This window comes from Streptomyces curacoi (assembly GCF_001513975.1).
GTDB lineage: Bacteria > Actinomycetota > Actinomycetes > Streptomycetales > Streptomycetaceae > Streptomyces > Streptomyces curacoi.
In genome coordinates, this window is record NZ_KQ947991.1 from 25,496 (window position 1) to 42,654 (window position 17,159).

13 protein-coding genes are annotated in these 17,159 nt (G+C 73.8%); 6 read left to right on the plus strand and 7 right to left on the minus strand.

All coding sequences use genetic code 11. The annotated features are described in order from the left end of the window. Nucleotides 1–1,152: an N-methyl-L-tryptophan oxidase gene (gene solA, locus AQI70_RS26005; RefSeq protein ID WP_062154211.1), complete on the plus strand. Its 1,152-nt coding sequence runs from the start codon at nt 1–3 to the stop codon at nt 1,150–1,152. On the opposite strand, the gene AQI70_RS26010 is transcribed toward solA, so the two are convergent. The 4 genes from AQI70_RS26010 to AQI70_RS26025 form a co-directional block, all read right to left on the minus strand. Beyond that, nucleotides 1,149–5,798 carry a coiled-coil domain-containing protein gene (locus AQI70_RS26010; protein ID WP_062154213.1) on the minus strand — a complete coding sequence of 1,550 codons (4,650 nt, stop codon included), beginning with the start codon at nt 5,796–5,798 and terminating at the stop codon, nt 1,149–1,151. The genes solA and AQI70_RS26010 overlap by 4 nt on opposite strands. Before the next feature lie 145 nt (nt 5,799–5,943). Then, the gene (locus AQI70_RS26015; protein WP_062154215.1) at nt 5,944–6,825 is read right to left on the minus strand and encodes a hypothetical protein; all 882 of its coding nucleotides are present in this window, start codon (nt 6,823–6,825) and stop codon (nt 5,944–5,946) included. A gap of 31 nt (nt 6,826–6,856) precedes the next feature. Then, nucleotides 6,857–8,383 carry a hypothetical protein gene (locus tag AQI70_RS26020; protein WP_062154217.1) on the minus strand — a complete coding sequence of 509 codons (1,527 nt, stop codon included), beginning with the start codon at nt 8,381–8,383 and terminating at the stop codon, nt 6,857–6,859. A gap of 136 nt (nt 8,384–8,519) precedes the next feature. After that, nucleotides 8,520–9,215, minus strand: coding sequence for a GntR family transcriptional regulator (locus tag AQI70_RS26025; protein WP_062154219.1), 696 nt, complete (start codon nt 9,213–9,215; stop codon nt 8,520–8,522). A 134-nt stretch (nt 9,216–9,349) separates the two neighbouring features. On the opposite strand from AQI70_RS26025, the gene AQI70_RS26030 reads away from it, so the two are divergent. From AQI70_RS26030 to AQI70_RS26050, 5 genes are read left to right on the plus strand one after another with little or no spacing between them, the layout of a single operon-like run. Then, a complete protein-coding gene (locus AQI70_RS26030) occupies nt 9,350–10,648 on the plus strand; it encodes an MFS transporter (protein ID WP_062154221.1) in 1,299 nt (432 codons plus the stop codon). Continuing rightward, complete coding sequence (locus AQI70_RS26035) at nt 10,645–11,466, plus strand: putative hydro-lyase (RefSeq protein WP_062154223.1); 822 nt, start codon at nt 10,645–10,647, stop codon at nt 11,464–11,466. Before AQI70_RS26030 ends, AQI70_RS26035 begins: the two co-directional genes overlap by 4 nt. Before the next feature lie 38 nt (nt 11,467–11,504). Continuing rightward, on the plus strand, nt 11,505–12,272 hold the full coding sequence (locus AQI70_RS26040) for a LamB/YcsF family protein (protein WP_062154225.1): 768 nt from the start codon (nt 11,505–11,507) through the stop codon (nt 12,270–12,272). Further along, on the plus strand, nt 12,269–12,886 hold the full coding sequence (locus AQI70_RS26045; protein ID WP_062154227.1) for a 5-oxoprolinase subunit B family protein: 618 nt from the start codon (nt 12,269–12,271) through the stop codon (nt 12,884–12,886). The genes AQI70_RS26040 and AQI70_RS26045 overlap by 4 nt, the downstream gene beginning before the upstream one ends. Beyond that, a complete protein-coding gene (locus AQI70_RS26050) occupies nt 12,883–13,752 on the plus strand; it encodes a 5-oxoprolinase subunit C family protein (protein ID WP_062154229.1) in 870 nt (289 codons plus the stop codon). Before AQI70_RS26045 ends, AQI70_RS26050 begins: the two co-directional genes overlap by 4 nt. A gap of 143 nt (nt 13,753–13,895) precedes the next feature. Here the strand turns inward: AQI70_RS26050 and AQI70_RS26055 are convergent, their stop codons facing one another. Genes AQI70_RS26055 through AQI70_RS26065 form a run of 3 tightly spaced genes read right to left on the minus strand, consistent with a single transcriptional unit; the run spans nt 13,896 to nt 17,040 of the window. After that, nucleotides 13,896–14,753 (minus strand): SGNH/GDSL hydrolase family protein, encoded by an 858-nt coding sequence (locus AQI70_RS26055; protein WP_062154231.1) that lies wholly within the window; start codon nt 14,751–14,753, stop codon nt 13,896–13,898. Next, a complete protein-coding gene (locus tag AQI70_RS26060) occupies nt 14,750–15,913 on the minus strand; it encodes a glycosyltransferase (RefSeq protein ID WP_062154233.1) in 1,164 nt (387 codons plus the stop codon). The genes AQI70_RS26055 and AQI70_RS26060 overlap by 4 nt, the downstream gene beginning before the upstream one ends. Continuing rightward, nucleotides 15,910–17,040 (minus strand): glycosyltransferase family 4 protein, encoded by a 1,131-nt coding sequence (locus AQI70_RS26065; RefSeq protein WP_062154235.1) that lies wholly within the window; start codon nt 17,038–17,040, stop codon nt 15,910–15,912. The genes AQI70_RS26060 and AQI70_RS26065 overlap by 4 nt, the downstream gene beginning before the upstream one ends. Nucleotides 17,041–17,159: the final 119 nt, after the last annotated feature.

Sequence of the window (17,159 nt, forward strand, 5' to 3'; positions counted from 1 at the left end):
ATGTCCCCCACCCACGACGTGATCGTGATCGGTCTCGGCGGCATGGGCAGCGCCGCCGCCCACCACCTGTCCGCACGCGGCGCCCGCGTCCTCGGTCTGGAGAAGTTCAGCCCGGTGCACAACCGCGGCTCCAGTCACGGCGGTTCACGGATCACCCGGCAGTCCTACTTCGAGGACCCGGCGTACGTCCCGCTGCTGCTGCGCGCCTACGAGCTGTACGACGGCCTGGAGCGGGCCACCGGCCGGGACATCGCCACGCTCTGCGGCGGCGTCATGGTCGGCCGCCCCGACACGCCGGCCGTCTCCGGCTCCCTGCGCGCGGCCCGGCAGTGGGACCTGCCGCACGAGGTGCTGGACGCGAAGGAGATCCGCCGCCGCTTCCCGACGTTCGCACCGAGGGACGACGAGGTGGCGTTCCACGAGCGCAAAGCCGGTCTCCTCCGGCCCGAGAACACCGTCGCCGCCCATCTTCAGCTGGCCGCCCGGCAGGGCGCCGACCTTCACTTCGACGAGCCGATGACGCGCTGGGAGCCGTACCAGGACGGCGTCCGCGTACACACCGCCGAGAACACCTACACCGCAGGCCAGTTGGTGATCTGCCCGGGCGCCTGGGCGCCTCAGTTGCTGACCGATCTCGGGGTGCCGTTCACCATCGAGCGGCAGGTCATGTACTGGTTCCAGCCCGAGCGAGACATCGAGCCCTTCCTGCCCGAGCGCCACCCCATCTACATCTGGGAGGACGCGGCCGGCGTCCAGGTCTACGGCTTCCCCGCCATCGACGGCCCCAACGGCGGCGCCAAGGTCGCCTTCTTCCGCAAGGGGGAGATCACCACCCCGGAGACCATCGACCGGACCGTGTACGACCATGAGGTCCGGGCCATGGCGGACCACTTGTCCGGCTGCGTCCCGGACCTGCCCGGTACCTTCCTCAAGGCCGCGACCTGCATGTACTCGATCACGCCCGACCAGCACTTCGTCATCGCCCGCCACCCCGCGCACCCGGAGTCGGTCACCGTGGCCTGCGGGTTCTCCGGGCATGGCTTCAAGTTCGTGCCCGTCGTCGGCGAGATCCTCGCCGACCTGGCTCTGACCGGCAGCACCGAGCACCCCATCGGTCTGTTCGACCCAGCTCGCCTCGCCGCCCCCCGCTAGGGCGCTGCGGGCGCCGGTCGTTTGAACATCCGGGTCGCAGTGATCTCGCTGTGCACCGCTTCACCGGCCGCGGCCTGCTGAGGCAGTCCCGGCCGAAGATGCTCCTCCACCCTGATGTACTTCAGCCCCGCCCTGAGGTCGGCGTCGTTGCGCAGCCGGATGACCAGCGGGAACTCTGCCAGCGCGGTCGTGTCGAACAGGCCGGTGGTGTAGAGGAGTTGCACGCCCAAGGCGTCCGACACGGCTCGCTGGAGCTCCAGCAGGTAGGTGGCGTTGGCGCGGCCGATCGGGTTGTCGAGGAACAGCGTCCCGGCATGCCGGTGCCTGTCGCGGCCCCGGTCGTTGGAACGCAGCGCGGCCATCGTGCAGTACAGGGCGATGGCCGCGGTAAGAAGCTGGCCGCCCGAGAACACGTCGCCCATCTGTCCGACCGGCACGCGCTCGGCGCGCAGCACGGCGTCGGGCTTGAGGATCTCCACCGCGACACCCTTCGGCCGGAGCGCCGCCGCGACACCCCGCAGCAACAGCGACATACCGTCGCGCCGCAGGTCGGAGTTCTTCTTCACGGCTGCCCGCGTCGCCTCGTCGATGACCTCGCCCAGCCGTTCGGTGAGCGTGGCCTGGTCGGGTTCCTCGAAGCGGATGCGCAGGAACTCCTGCCCGGACCACTCGCCGAGCCCTTCGGGCAGCCGGGAGAGCCGCTGGGCGGACCGCAGGGTCGCCAGCGCCGACTCCACGAGGCCTCGCAGCCGGTCCACGATCGAGTCCCGGTTGCGCTCCAGCTGCGCCAACTCGTCGGTGAGCACCCGGAGTCGGGGCGCGAAGGCGTCCGCCCACTTCTGCGCGTGCTCGGGCAGCGCGGAGGCGGGCAGCTCGCGGATCTGCTGGCGAGCGGGGGTGCGGACCTGTTCGTAGCGCGTGGAGTTGGCGTGCCGTACGAGTACGTCGCTCGCCTCACGCACGGCGGCCTCGGCGGCCGACAGGTCGGCGGCGCAGCCGCGTAGCGACCGGCGGGCCTCGGCGGCGGACTGCCGGGCCTCCTCCAGGCTGCCGGGGTACGGCTCCGGCTCCTCGTGCTCCTCGTCCGTGGTGTGTTCGCGCAGCAGGTCGCGCAGCATCGCGGCGATCTCGTCGAAGCCGCTCGCCGCGTCCTCGGCGGCGCGGTGGGCTTCGAGGAGCTCGGCGTGTGCCTCGCGGGCCTGTGCCAACGCCTCGGTGCGAGAGGCGAGTTCGGTGGTCGCGGTGCGCAGCAGGGCCTGCGCGTGCTCGGCGTCGCGCGGCTGGAGTTCCTCGGCCAGCTCGGTGTGCGCCTCGCCGTCCTCGGGCGCGTGCCGCTCCGCCTCGCCGCGCAGGCGCCCGAGCTGCTCGCTCGCGCTGGACATCCGGGTCTCCAGGAGCTGGACCAGCTCCTCCGCGCGCGCAGCAGCCGCCTGCCGGGAGGGCCCGTCGGAGCCGTCGGGCGACTGAAGGAGCTGTTCGGCCCGGGTGCGGACCTTGTTGCTGAGCCGGTCCAGCTCCGCGCGCGCCGCGCTCTCGTCGCTCTCCGCGCGGGCCTGCTCGGCGCGCAGATCGGCGCCGACGCCGACCTTCTCGTACACCTGGGAGGCGGCCCGGTACGCCTCGCGCAGGGCGGGCAGGGACGCCTTCGGGGCGTCCGCGTCGGTGTCCGGTACGTCGTCCGGGGCACCCGCGATCTCCGAGCGCTCGGCGCGCAGGGCACGGGCGGTGCGGCGGGCGTCGTCGGCGGCGCGCTGGGCGGCGCGGCGGTCCTCGTCGGCGGCGCGGGCGCGCTCCAGGCAGGCCTGGGCGCGGGCCTCGGACTCGGTGGCCTCGTCGGCGAGTTCGCGCAGCTTGACCTGCCAGCCGGCCCGCTCCCGCAGCCGGAAGGCAAGTCCGGCGAGGGCGTCGGCGGCGCGCCGGGCCTTCTGCGCGGCCTCCTGGCGCTCGTCGCGGACCTGGGCGGCCTCGGCGGCGGCTTCGTCGGCCTCGGCCCGCACGGTCCGCGCCTCGGCCAGCTCGGCCTCGGACTCCTCGGCGAACTCGCGCGCGTCCCGGGCCGCCTGGGCCAGCTCCACCAGCCGTCCGGCCGGGCAGCCGGTCCGCCATGAGGCGAGTCGTGCCGCCAGCTCCCGGTCCTTGCCGAGCCGCGCGGCGAGCGTGCGGATCTCCTCGTCCCGCTCGGTCGCCCGGGCGCGCAGCGCCTGCCGTTCCTCGTCGGCGGCGTGCTCGTCGTGCATGGCGGGGTTCGGCGGCACGAGGAAGACGTCACCGTCCTGCGCCTCGGGCGCGGGCGTCGGGGCGAGCAGCGCGGCGGCCGTACCGACCGCGACGGCCGACCGGGGCAGCAGGGCGGCGTCGCTCAGCGCCTCGCGGGCACGGGCGTGCGTGTCCGGGTCGGTGATGATCACGCCGTCGACCAGCTCGGGCCGGGCGGCCAGCACGCGCGCGTGGTCGGCGGGGTCGACGGCCTGGGCGAGGTAGCGCCAGCCCGGCAGCGCGGGGATGCCCTGCTCGCCGAGGAACTCCACGGTGGCCAGCACGTCCGGGCCGGGCGGCAGCAGTCCGCCGTCACCGAGCGCGCCCAGGATCCGGGAGTCGTCGGCGGCGGCCGTACGCAGTTCGAAGAGCTGCCGCTCGGCGCCGGAGACGGCGTCGTCGAGCAGCTCGCGCAACTCGTCGGCGAAGCGGTCCAGCTCCTCCGGGGTGAGGGCGCCTTCGGTGAAGGCACTCGCGACGGCGCCCTTGGCGTCGTCGCCCCCCGATCGGGGAGCGGGCACGGTCCCGCGCTTCGCGCCCGATTCGCCGGCGAGGCCGAGCAGTTCCGCGAGCCGCTCCTCCGCCGCCAGGCTCTCGGCGAGCCGGCGCTCCGCCTCGTACGACCGCTCCGCCGCCGCGGCGGCGTCCGCCGCGCGGGCGGCAGTCAGCTCGGCACGGGACTCGGCCGAGGCCGCCTCGCGCGCGTGCTCCGAGGCGCGCCGGGAGGCCTCGCGGGCGGTGTCCCAGGCGGCGACGGCGGTCTTCTCGGCGTCGCTCGCCGCGAGGGCCGCGCGGGCCGGGTCGGCGTCGGGCGCGCTGTCGTCGAGCCAGCCCGCACGGACGGCCTCGGCGGTCTCCTGCTCGACCTCGGACAGCCGCTGCCGCAGATGGCCGATCTCACTGCGGGCGCGCTGGGCCTCCGTGGCGGCCGTCGTGGAGTCGCGGTACGCGGACTCGCTGACCTCCTGGAGGGCGGCGGAGCGCTCCTCCTCCTCGTTGGCGAGGGTCTCGGCGCTCTCCGCGGCGGCGTGCAGGGCCCGTACGAGATCGACGGCGGCCTTGGCGCGGGCGGCCAGCGCGGGGGCCGCGTCCCGTTCGGCCTCCTGGATCGCGGCGGCCACGCGTGCGACGCGGTCGGCGGCGGCACGGTGTCGCAGGACGGCCTCGGCGGCCTGCCAGGCGGAGTGCAGGGTGCGCGCGTCGGCGAGCTCGCGCTTCTGCGCGGCCGCCGACTTCTCGGCCGCCGCGAGCGCCAACGAGGCGTGGCGGTAGGCGAGTTCGGCCGCGATCAGCGCGCTGCGCTCCCGCGCCGCCTCGGCGTGGGTGACGGCGTACGCGGCGGCGGTGACCCGCTGGGCGAGGTCGGCGGCCCGGACGCGCTCCTGGGCTCCACGCACGGAGAGCCGCCGCGCCAGGGTCCGGGTCCGCCGCTCGGCCCCGGCATGGATGTCACGCGCGCGTGAGCGTGCCTCGGCGGCCTCGACGATCCGCCCGAGCAGGTCGACGGACCCGGCGGTGAAGTCCCTTTCGGCGATCAGCTCGGCGCGCCGGCCCAGCTTGTTGCCGAAGCCGCTGACCAGGTCGGCGAGGCCGTCGGTGTCCCGGGTGTCGGTCACGGCACGCAGCAGCAGGTCGGTGAAGTCGGAGTCCTTCTTGACCGCGAAGAGGCCGGCCGCCTCACCTTCGTCGGCGTTCATCTCCCGCTGGTAGCGGAAGAGTTCGGGGTCGAGGCCGAGGTCGCCGAGGTGCTCGATCCACCGGTCGTGGATCTCCTCCCAGTGCACCTCCAGATGCGGATACGCCTTGCCCGCCTCCGTGATGGCGTCCCGGAAGCCCTTCATGGTGCGGCGGCGCCCCTGCGCGCCCGACTGGCCCTCGGCGGGCGGTCGTACGGCGGTGGACTCGGCGACGGGCAGGTTGTCCAGGGACAGTCCGGGACCCGGCCGGAAGGAGTACCAGGCCTCGGCGAACTTCCGCGGGTCGTTGGAGACCTGGCGCCCGCGCCACTCGCTGACCTTGCCGACCACGACGCACTCGCCGGTGAGCGTGTGCTGCCACTCCAGCGCGACATGCCCGCAGTCGTCGGCGAGCAGGAACTTGCGCAGCACACCGGAGCTGGCGCCGCCCAGGGTGTTGCGGTGGCCCGGCAGCATCACGGAGAAGATCAGCTTGAGCAGGACCGACTTCCCGCCGCCGTTCTCCAGGAAGAGCACCCCGGCGGGAGCGGGCCGGCGCGGCGGCCCGACGGGCTCCTCCTCGAAGAACTCCGCCTGGGTGGGCGCGGGGTCGGGCACGGGCTCGCCCACACCGCGCAGGTCCAGCACGGTGTCGGCGTAGCGCGCACCGGCCGGCCCGATGGAGTAGAGGCGGACCCGGGACAGCTCGTACATGGCGGACTCTCGTAAGTCTTCGTCAGATCGGGGAAGATCGGGGCTTCAGGTGGGGTTTCGGGGAGCTTCAGGCGGAGTGCGGAGTTTCGGGCTTCAGGCGGAGTGCCGAGTTTCGGGCTCCGGGCGAAGTGCGGAGTTTCGGGCTTCAGGCGGAGTGGAACGGCAGCCCGGCGTCGGCCACCAGATCCAGGTCGTCCGTGTCCTCGGGCGGCAGCAGGGTCGGCGTGCCGTCGGTGACCGGGACCACGCCCAGCTCCAGCAGTTCGGCCATGGCGGCGCTGCCGGCCATGTCACGCACCTGGAGTTGGTAGCGGGCGGTCGTGCGGTAGGTGCCGCCGTTGTCGTCGCCCGTGCGCTGCAGGAAGCCGGAGTCGGTGAGGAACGCCACGGCCTTGCCGACGATGCCGGTCGTGGAGCCCGCGAGCCGGCGGGCGTCCTTGGTGGCGCCGGTGGCGCTGCGTCTGACCCAGATCCGCCAGGCGGCCTCCAGGCCGGGCGCGTCCGTGGCGGGGTCGGTGTTCTCCCCCTGCTCGGCCGCCCGTTCCTCCAGGCGACGGCAGGCCTGCCGTACGAAGGCGTCGACGCCGTTGACCGTGACCCGCCCGATGTAGCCGTCGTCGGCGAGGTCCTCGGGCCGCGGAAACGCCATGGCGGCGACGGCGAGATGGGCCAGCCCATGCAGGAACCGGTCGCTGCCGTCGGCCGACGTACGACGCGCGTAGTCGCCCATGCGCACGGCGAACACCGAGTCCTCGGCGGCGGTCACCGCCATCCCCGCGCGCGGGGACACCTCCAGCACGATCAGTCCCAACCCCGCGGCCACGGCGTCGGCCAGCCGCGCGAACGACGGGTCCTCGCGATAGCGCCGCAGCAGCTCGGTGTACTCCTGGTCCCGGGCGGGCTGCAGCTTGGGCTGGAGCCCGAAAGCGACGAGCCGGGCCGCGTCGGCGGCGTCCGCGGGGGTGACCGCGGCGGTCGCCGACGGGGCGGGGGCCTCCGCGTCACTCCACTCGACGTGCTCGCTCACGGTTGGTGCTCCTTGCTCCGCTGTTGCTCACTCATGCTGCTTCCGTCCGGTCGGCGGCCATCCCGGCCGCGTCCAGCAGGGCCGTCCCCACGATCAGGTCGGCCCCGCCGAACTCGGGATCGTCCAGCTCCGTCCCGTCGTCCACGGCGAACAGCAGCTTCTCCTCCCCCTGCCGATAGGCGGTCCCGACCGGCGGGCTGGCGGCGTGCACCGCCAGCAACGCCACCAGGTAGGGAAGGTCCGGGTCCTGGCGCCGCGCCTCGGCCAACAGGCCCGACAGGCGGCGCGGCGCGTCGGCCGGCAGGTCCAGCAGGTTCATCGCCGCGGCCAGCTGCTCCTCGCTGAACCGGCTGTCGTCCGGCGTGGCGATGAGATCCGGCTCGGGCATCTCGGCCCCCAGGTGCTCCCGTTCCACCGGCGGCGTCAGCAGTATGTCGACAAGATCACCCACCCGGACCGACACCGGCGTCCGCAGCCCGGTCCCGCGCGCGAAGAAGGCGTCCGTGACCCGGACGGCCTGCTCCAGCGGCAGCGGCAGGACGGGGGCGACGAGATGTCCGTACAGGTCTATTCCGGAGGTCGTCATGGGCGTCGCGAAGGCCTGTCGGTCCTGTTCGGCACGGAACAGCGGTCCCGCCTCCAGCAGGCGGGACTGCAGCTGGGTGTGCCGCCGGATGCAGTCCTTGACGATGTCGACCAGCTCGGCCGCACGGCGCTTGTGCTCCGGGTCCTCGGTCTCGTCCCGTGCCTTGCGGATGTTGGTGAGGATCGCGTTCTCGTGGCGGTACCGGTCGGCGACGTGGTCGAGCGCCTCGGCGATCATGTCCGGCACGGCGTTCAGCCAGTCCACCGCGCGGACGTTCCGCCGGGTCGCCTCCAGCGCCTTGCGGAGCGTCTCCGAGTACTGGACGGTCCGGTACCGGGCCTGCTCTGCGGCCAGCTGCGCGTCGGCGAGGCGGCCGCGGTTGATCAGGACCTCCAGCTTGACCTCGGCGGCGATCTGCGCGCTGGTCACGTCGGTGTCGAGGGCGCCGACGAGGACGTTGACCGCCTCGTCGGTGGTACGGAGGTACACCGTGCCCCCCGGCCCGGGCACCTCCTCGATCAGCTTGAAGTCGTAGTCACGGCGGACATAGCTGCCGTCCGGCGCGAAGGTGCCGTACACCGCCCGGAAGCCGCGGTCCACACTGCCGACGTTGATCAGGTTCTCCAGGACCCAGCGGGCCACCCGCTCGTGCTCGGCGACGGGGCGCCGCGGGGCCTGGGCGGCGATGCGCGGGATGAGCCGGGCGACGATCTGGTCGTGGTCCGCGCCGGTGTCGAAGTCCATGTTCAGTGTGACGAGGTCGATGGCGGCGAGCGCCACCTCCGCCATGCCGTACACCGAGTACTCGCCCGCGAGGTTGGCCTTGCGCGCGTCGAGGTCGTGCAGCGGCGCGGTGCAGGCGAGCGCGCGCAGCCGCCGCGCCAGTCCCTCGTCGGCGGCCGGGCCCGGAGCGGGGCGCGGCCCCGCGCTGAGCTGGGGCGGAACACGGTCCGTCGGTGCAGGCGAAGTCACGGTGCACAGACTAGGTCCTGGGTCTGACATCGACCCAAACGAAGCGCTCCGCCGGTTGAGCCGGGGAACAAGAGTTGTGTGACAAGGGTTGTGTCTACAGGCCGTCTGTGGCTGGTCGCGCAGTTCCCCGCGCCTCTCAGGGGGCGCTTGCCACCCGGCGTCGATAGACCTCCACGACCCGCTCGAGCGAGTCCTTGAGGTAGACCCGCAGCAGCTTCTCGGCCTCCGTCTTGTCTCCTGCCTCCAGCGCCTGGAGAATCTGCCGGTTGCGCGCCAGATACGGCTCGTGCAGCCGCTCCGGGTCGTCCACGACGTGGAAGGCGAGGCGCAGCTCGGCGAAGACGCTGCGCATCAGTTCATCGGTGCGGGCGCTCCCGGCGAGGGAGACCAGCTCGCGGTGGAAGTGGATGTTGGCGGTACCCACACCTTTCCAGTCATCCTCGGCAGACGCCCGGCGGCCCTCCTCGACGGCCGCTGCGAGGCCGTCCAGACCGTACGGCGGCTCCCCGAGCCCCCGCACGACGGCACACTCGACGAGCCCGCGCGTGCGGTAGATGTCCTCGACGTCCTCCACGGTCAGGACCCGGACGAAAACGCCCCGGTTCAGCTCGTGCACGAGGAGACGTTCGTGCGTGAGCAGCCGGAACGCCTCGCGCAGCGTGTTGCGGGAGACGCCGAGCGCGCCGCCGATGCTGTCCTCCGACAGCCGGGTGCCGGGTGGGAAGAACCCCTCGGCGATACGGCTACGAAGGATGTCCGAAACCCGCTCCGCGGTGCTGGTGCGGCCCAGGAGGGCGCGGTCCTCGGCGAGTGAGGTCAGCTGCTCTGCCATGCCGGAATTCAATCGCAGATGACAAGAACGAACCAACATGGGTATTGAGGGATCGTTGAACAATCCTCTACGGTGCTACGACACCGGCACGGCTCAATCCCCAGCACCCTCCGTCCCCTCTCTGCGAGGTGCCCATGAGCTCGACCCCTCCATCGCAGGCACTGACCGACACCCACGCCACCTCTGACGAACGCGCCGCCGACGACGGCGCGTTCGGCTGGTTGCGCGCCCTGGGTCCGCGCGGTCGCCGCGCCTTCGCCGGGGCGTTCGGCGGCTATGCCCTGGACTCGTACGACTACTTCACGCTGCCGCTGAGCATGGTCGCGCTGGCCGCGTACTTCGGCCTGGACAGCGGCCAGACCGGCCTGTTCACCACCGTCACGCTCGTGGTCTCCGCGATCGGCGGCGCCCTCGCGGGCGTGCTGGCCGACCGGATCGGCCGAGTGAAGGCGCTGATGATCACCGTGATCACCTACGCGGTCTTCACCGTCGCCTGCGGCTTCGCGCCCAACTACGAGACGCTGCTGGTCTTCCGCGCCCTCCAGGGCCTCGGTTTCGGCGGTGAGTGGGCGGTCGGCGCGATCCTCGTCGCCGAGTACGCGAGCGCCAGGCACCGGGGCCGCACCCTCGGCGCGATCCAGAGCTCGTGGGCCGTCGGCTGGGCCCTGGCCGCGATCATGTACACCCTGGTCTTCTCCCTCGTCGACGACGACCTGGCCTGGCGCGTGATGTTCTGGACCGGCGCCCTGCCCGCGCTGCTCGTCATCTGGATGCGGCGCCGGGTGCACGACGCTCCCGAGGCAGTGGCCGTGCGTGAACAGAGCGCCGAGAAGGGCTCGTTCGCGGCGATCTTCAAGGGCCGTCTGCTGCGTACGACGGTCTTCGCGGGGCTGCTCTCCACCGGCGTCCAGGGCGGCTACTACACCCTCGCCACCTGGGTGCCCACCTATCTGAAGACCGAGCGCGAGCTGTCGGTCGTCGGCACCGGCGGTTATCTGACGTTCCTGATCTCGGGCGCCTTCATCGGCTATCTGACCGGCGGCTACCTCACCGACCGGCTGGGCCGCCGGCGCAACATCTGGCTGTTCGCCCTGCTGTCGGCGGTCTGCATCCTGGCGTACGCGAACATCCCGAGCGGCGCCAACACCCTGCTCCTGGTGCTCGGGTTCCCGCTCGGGTTCTGCATGTCGGCGATCTTCAGCGGGTTCGGGTCCTACCTGAGCGAGCTGTACCCGACGGCCGTGCGCGGGACGGGACAGGGCTTCACCTACAACACCGGTCGCGCGGTGGGCGCCGTCTTCCCCACCACCGTCGGCTTCCTGGCGGACAGCTGGGGCGTGGGCGGTGCGCTGGTCTTCGGCGCGATCGGCTACGGCATCGCTGCGCTGGCCCTGCTCGGACTGCCGGAGACCCGCGGGAAGGAGCTGGTGTGAACCGTACGGAGGACCGCCCGGTCACCCTCGTCGACGAGCACGCGCGCGCGTGGAGCCCGAAAACCGCCCGCGCCCGCTTCCGGAACGGCCTCACGGGCCCCACGGCCGGGGTCGCGGCCGGCCACACCCAGGCCAACCTGATCTCGGTGCCCGCCGACTGGGCGTACGACATGCTGCTGTTCTGCCAGCGCAACCCCAAGCCCTGCCCGGTCCTCGACGTCACCGACGCCGGCTCCTGGACGACCGTCCTCGCCGACGGCGCCGACCTGCGCACCGACCTGCCGCGCTACCGGGTGTGGCGGGACGGCGTGCTGGTGGACGAGCCGACCGACGTACGGGCGCACTGGCGGGAGGACCTGGTGTCGTTCCTCATCGGCTGCAGCTTCACCTTCGAGTGGGCGCTGGCCGGGGCGGGCGTCCCGATCCGCCATGTCGAGCAGGGCCGCAACGTGCCGATGTACGTCACCAACCTCCGGTGCCGCCACGCGGGGCGGCTGCGCGGGCCGATGGTGGTGTCCATGCGCCCGGTGCCGCCGGAGCACCTGTCGGCGGCCCTGAGGGAGAGCTCTCTCCTCCCGGCGGTGCACGGCAGCCCCGTACACTGCGGCGATCCCTCGGTGCTCGGCATCGACGACCTCGGCCGGCCCGACTTCGGCGACCCGGTGGACGCCGAACCGGACGACATCCCGGTGTTCTGGGCCTGCGGAGTGACCCCACAGGCGGCGGTGATGGCCTCGCGCCCGCCCTTCGCCCTCACCCACGCCCCTGGGCAGATGTTCCTCACCGACGCCCGCGACGAGCAGTACCGCGTGGCCTGACCGCACACACCGTCCGACGACACGGAGACCCGACGTCCATGACCTCGATCGACCTGAACGCCGACCTCGGCGAGGGCTTCGGCCGCTGGCAGCTGACCGACGACGAACGGCTGCTGTCCGTCGTCACCAGCGCCAACGTGGCCTGCGGCTTCCACGCCGGGGACGCGGCCACCATGCGGCGGGTGTGCGAGCAGGCGGCCGAGCGCGGGGTACGGATCGGCGCGCAGGTCTCCTACCGGGACCTGGCGGGGTTCGGGCGGCGCGCGATGGACGTGCCGCCCGCCGAGCTGGCGGCCGAAGTGGCCTACCAGATCGGCGCCCTGGAGGTCTTCGCGCGGGCGGCGGGCACGCGCGTGTCGTACGTCAAGCCGCACGGCGCGCTCTACAACCGCGTCGTGCACGACGAGGAGCAGGCCGGCGCGGTCGTCGACGGCGTGCTCCTCGCGACACGGGCGGACGCCACCCTGCCCGTGCTCGGTCTGCCCGGCTCCCGGCTGCTGGAGCTGGCCGCCAAGGCCGGGCTGCCGGCCGTGACGGAGGCGTTCGCGGACCGCGCGTACACGGAGCGGGGCACGCTCGTGCCGCGCGGGCAGGACGGCGCCGTTGTCACCGATCCGGAGGCCGTGGTGGAGCGCTCGGTGGGCCTGGCCCGCTCGGGCGTGGTCATCTCCCACACCGGGACGCGGGTTGAGGTACGCGCACGCTCCCTGTGCCTGCACGGGGACACGCCCGGTGCCGTCGAGCTGGCCCGCCGGGTGCGGGCGCGGCTGGAGGAGTCGGGTGTCCGGGTGGAGGCCTTCGTATGAGGGCCCTGCCCGTCGGTGACGACGCCCTGCTGGTGGAGGTGTCCTCGGGCGAGGAGGCCCAGGCGCTGCACGCGGAGCTGCTGCGGCGCCGGGCGCAGGGCTCGCTGGCGGTGCGCGAGATCGTTCCCGCGGCCCGGACGGTCCTGCTCGACGGACTCGCCGACCCGGCCCGTCTGGCCTCCGAACTGACCACGTCCGAAGTGCCGCCCGCTCCCCCACGCGCGCGTGCCGTCGTCGAGCTCCCCGTGCGCTACGACGGCCCGGACCTGGCCGAGGTGGCCGCGCACTGGGGCGTCTTGCCGCACGAGGTGGCCGAGATCCACGCGAACACCGAATTCAGCGTCGCCTTCTGCGGTTTCGCCCCCGGATTCGGCTATCTCACCGGCCTGCCGCCGCGCTACGACGTCCCGCGCCGCGCCACTCCGCGCACGGCCGTCCCGGCCGGTGCGGTGGCGCTGGCGGGCCCGTACACGGGCGTGTACCCGCGCTCCTCGCCGGGCGGCTGGCAGCTGATCGGCACCACCGACGCCGTGCTGTGGGACCACACGCGTGTGCCGGCCGCGCTGCTGTCACCGGGCACGCGCGTGCGCTTCGTTCCGGTGGGGCGCTCATGACCGACCGCGCGCTTGCCGTCGTACGCGCCGGGGCCCTCACCACCGTTCAGGACCTCGGCCGCCCGGGGCACGCCCACCTCGGCGTGCCCCGTTCCGGTGCGCTGGACGCCCCGGCGGCGGCGCTGGTCAACCGCTTGGTGGGCAACGCGCCGGAGGCGGCCGTACTGGAGACCACGCTGGTCGGCTGCGCGGTGCGGCCTCGTTCGGCGGTCACCGTGGCGGTCGGCGGCGCGCCGTGCCGCGTCACGGTGGACGGACGCCCGGCCGCCTGGGGCGCTCCGGTGCGGGTGCCCGCGGGTGCGCTCCTGGACATCGGCGCGGCCATCTGCGGCGTACGCAGTTATGTGGCCGTCTCCGGCGGCATCACCGTCGAGCCGGTCCTCGGCAGCCGCTCCACGGACCTCCTGTCCGGCCTCGGCCCCCCGCCCCTCACGGACGGCACGGTGCTGCCCCTGGGCCGGCCGACGCGGCCCCACGCGCGCGTGGACGTGGCTCCGCAGCCGGCGCCCCCGACCGAACTCGTCCTACGCGTGACGCTGGGCCCGCGCGACGACTGGTTCACGCCGGAGGCCGTGCGCGTCCTCACCTCCCGCCCGTACAGCGTGTCCCCCGCGAGCAACCGCATCGGGCTGCGCACCGACGGTCCCGCCCTGGAACGGGCCCTGACCCGCGAACTCCCCAGCGAGGGTGTGGTCCTGGGCGCAGTCCAGGTCCCGCCCGACGGCCAGCCGGTCGTGTTCCTGGCCGACCATCCGACCACCGGCGGGTACCCGGTGATCGCGGTGGTCCGCACCGCCGATCTGGCCGCCGCCGCACAGGCGGCACCGGGCACGCCCATCCGCTTCGTCGCCGTACGCCGTCGCTGACTCGCCCTACCCCGCCGCTGACTCACCGCACGCCGTCGCTGACTCGCCCTACCCCGCCGCTGACTCACCGCACGCCGTCGCTGACTCGCCCTACCCCGTCGCTGAGCCCGACGGCGCCCCAGGGCCTGTGCGGCGGACAGGCCCTAGACGACGTCCGGCCGCACCTGTTGCTCCGCCACCGACAGCGCCGCCAGCGCCGCCGCCACCGCGTGCGCCGCCCCCAGGTCGAGGCGGGCGCTGCTGCCACGCGCGCGGTGACGCATCTCGTCGGCCGCGAGGCGCAGCAGCTGCGGCAGCAGATCGTTGCACCGGCGGACCACCCAGGCGGTGCCCGCGGTCGCCAGCCACCACAGGCTCGCCGACCTCGTGGGCGGCGCGAACTGGGGCTCGGGCGAGGGCGGGGCCCCCGTCGCGACGCCCGCCTCCATGAGCAGCCCGTGGAAGCGCAGCGCCAGCTGCCGGTGTCCGCGCTCCCCCGGGTGCAGCCGGTCCGCGCTCCACAGCGCGCGGTCGGTGAGCCAGGCATCCTCGGACGCGTGCAGATGCACGGCCCCGTACCGCTCGGACAGCGCGTGGACCACCGTGTTGACGGCCCGCTGCCGCCGAGCCAGCGGGCGGGCCAGGGCGCCCGGCAGGCCGAGCATCGAGCCGGGGTCGGGCAGGCACGCCGTGAGCAGCACCGTGCCCTGCGCGGTGAGCGCGGAGTACACCTTGTCGAGCCGCGCGGCGACCGCCTGGATGTCGAAGGTGCGGCGCAGGGTGTCGTTGACGCCGATGACGACGGACGCGACGTCCGGCCGCAGGGCCAGCCCGGCGGGCAGCTGCCGTTCCAGCACGTCGCGGGTCTGCGCCCCGCTCACCGCGAGGTTGGTGAAGTCCACGGACTCCGCGCCGAGCCCGCCGGCGAGCAGCGCGGCCCAGCCGCGCCACCCGTTCCCGACGGGATCGCCCACCCCTTCGGTCAGCGAGTCGCCCAGGGCCACGAACCGCACCGGTCTCATGCCACGCCCTCCGGCGCGAACGCCCGAGCCCGGCGTGGGACCGTGGCGTCGTGCGCGGCGAGGAAGGCCTCCACCGCCGTGCTCCACCCGAAGCACTCCGCACGCGCGCGTGCGGCCTCGCGCCGCTCCGCCTCGGGGCGTTCGAGCAGCATGTCCACGGCGTCCGCGAAGGCCTCCCCGTGGTCCGCCGCGACCGCCCCCGCGGAGCCGATGACCTCCGGCAGCGCGGAGGACGTGCTCACCGCCACGGGCGTCCCGCACGCCATCGCCTCCAGCGCGGCCAGCCCGAAGGTCTCGGCGGGCCCCGGCGCCAGGCACACGTCGGCGGAGGCCTGGAGCGCACCGAGCAGCCGACGGTCGGCGACATGCCCGAGGAAGGTCACGGGCAACGCCCGCTCCCGCGCCCGCTGTTCGAGCCGGGCCCGCAGCGGCCCGTCTCCAGCCACCACCAGCACCGCCTCGCGCCCGCGCCGCAGCAGCGCCTCCAGGGCGTCGAGGCCGGTGCCGGGCCGCTTCTCGACGGACAGCCGGGTGCACATCACCAGCAGCGACTCGTCCACGCGCGCGTGCCGGTCGCGCAGCCCGGCGTCGCGCAGTGCGGGGTGCCGTTCCACCAGATCGACGCCCAGCGGCGCCCGTACGACATTGCGCGCCCCGATCCGCACGAACTCCCGCTCGGCGAACTCGGTGGTGCACACCACGCGCGAGTACGTGTGGGCCGTACGGACGTTGAGGGCGTCAGCGGCGCGCCGGGCCGTGCCCTCGGGCAGCCCCCAGGTGCGCAGGACGCCGTCGGCGGTCTCGTGGGAGACCATCACGGCGGGCACCCGGGCGCGCCGCGCCCACTTGCCGGTCCACCTGAGGGTCGTGCGGTCGGAGACCTCCAGACGGTCGGGGGCCAGCTCCTCCAGGACCCGGGCCACCCTTCGCCTGTCGGTGAGGACGCGGTAGCCGCCCGTGCCGGGCAGCAGCGGGCCGGGCAGGGTGATCACCCGGCCCTGTTCGGTCTCCCGGTCGCTCGCGCGGTCTCCGGGCACGATGAGCACCGGGTCGTGTCCGGCCTCCTTGAAGCCCTTGCCGAGCTCGCGCAGCGCGGTGCGCAGACCACCGGAGGCGGGCGCGACGAAGTTGGCGAGCCGGACGATACGCAGGCCGCTCATGCCGCCACCACCGCCCGGCGGGCGGCGACCACGTCCCCGTAGTGCCCGATCAGCTGGTCGCCGACGGCCGCCCAGGTGCGGCCCTCGACCGTCGCCCGCCCGGCGGCCCCGTAGGCGGCCCGCAGCGCGGGGTCGGCGACCAGGGCACGTACGGCGTCCCGCAGGGCGTCCGGGTCGCGCGGGGGTACCAAGAAACCGGTGCGGCCGTGGTCGACCAGGTCCAGCGGGCCGCCGGCGGCGGGCGCGACGACGGGCACGCCGCTCGCCATGGCCTCCTGCACGGTCTGGCAGAAGGTCTCGAACGGGCCCGTGTGGGCGAAGACGTCGAACGCGGCGAAGATCCGGGCGAGGTCGTCGCCGCCGCGCCGGCCCAGGAAGACCGCGCCGGGCAGCGCCTCGACGAGAGCGGGCCGGCTCGGCCCGTCGCCGACGATCACGAGCTTCACGCCCGGCATGCCGCACACGCCGGAGAGCAGCTCGATGTGCTTCTCCGGGGCGAGCCGCCCGACATAGCCGACGATCACCTCGCCGTTCGGGGCCAGCTCATGGCGCAGCGCCTCGTCCCGCAGCCCGGGACGGAAGCGCGCGGTGTCCACGCCGCGCCGCCACAGCTGGACGCGGGGCACTCCATGGGTCTCCAGGTCGCGCCGGGAGGCCGTGGAGGGGGCGAGGGTGCGGTCGGCGGCGGAGTGGACGGCACGTATGCGCCGCCAGGCCGCGGCCTCGCCGGCACCCATGTAGGTACGGGCGTATCCGGCCAGGTCGGTCTGGTAGACGGCGACGGTGGGGATGCCGAGCCGGGCGGCGGCGGCCATGCCGCGGACACCGAGGACGAAGGGACTGGCCAGGTGCACGATGTCGGGCTGGTGCCGGATCAGCGCGGCGGCCGGACGCCGACTGGGGAGGGCGACCCTGACCTGCGGGTATCCGGGGAGCGGGAGGGAGGGGACATGGACGACGGGGCACGGCGCCAGAGCGGCGGCTGCCTTGTGCCCGGGAGCGGGGGCCGGGGCGACGACGAGGGGAGCGTGACCGCGATCGACGAGGTGTCGGGCGGTCTGGAGCGCGCAGTGGGCCACGCCGTTCACATCGGGGGGAAAGGATTCGGTCACGATGACGACACGCATACCGGTGTTGTCGCCGTGCTGGACGTGGCCGCGTCAAAGTGGATCTTTCCGAACGACAAACGTCCCATGAGCGTTCCGCTGCGCACCCGAGCGGGTCAGGCCGCGTCCATACACGCCTG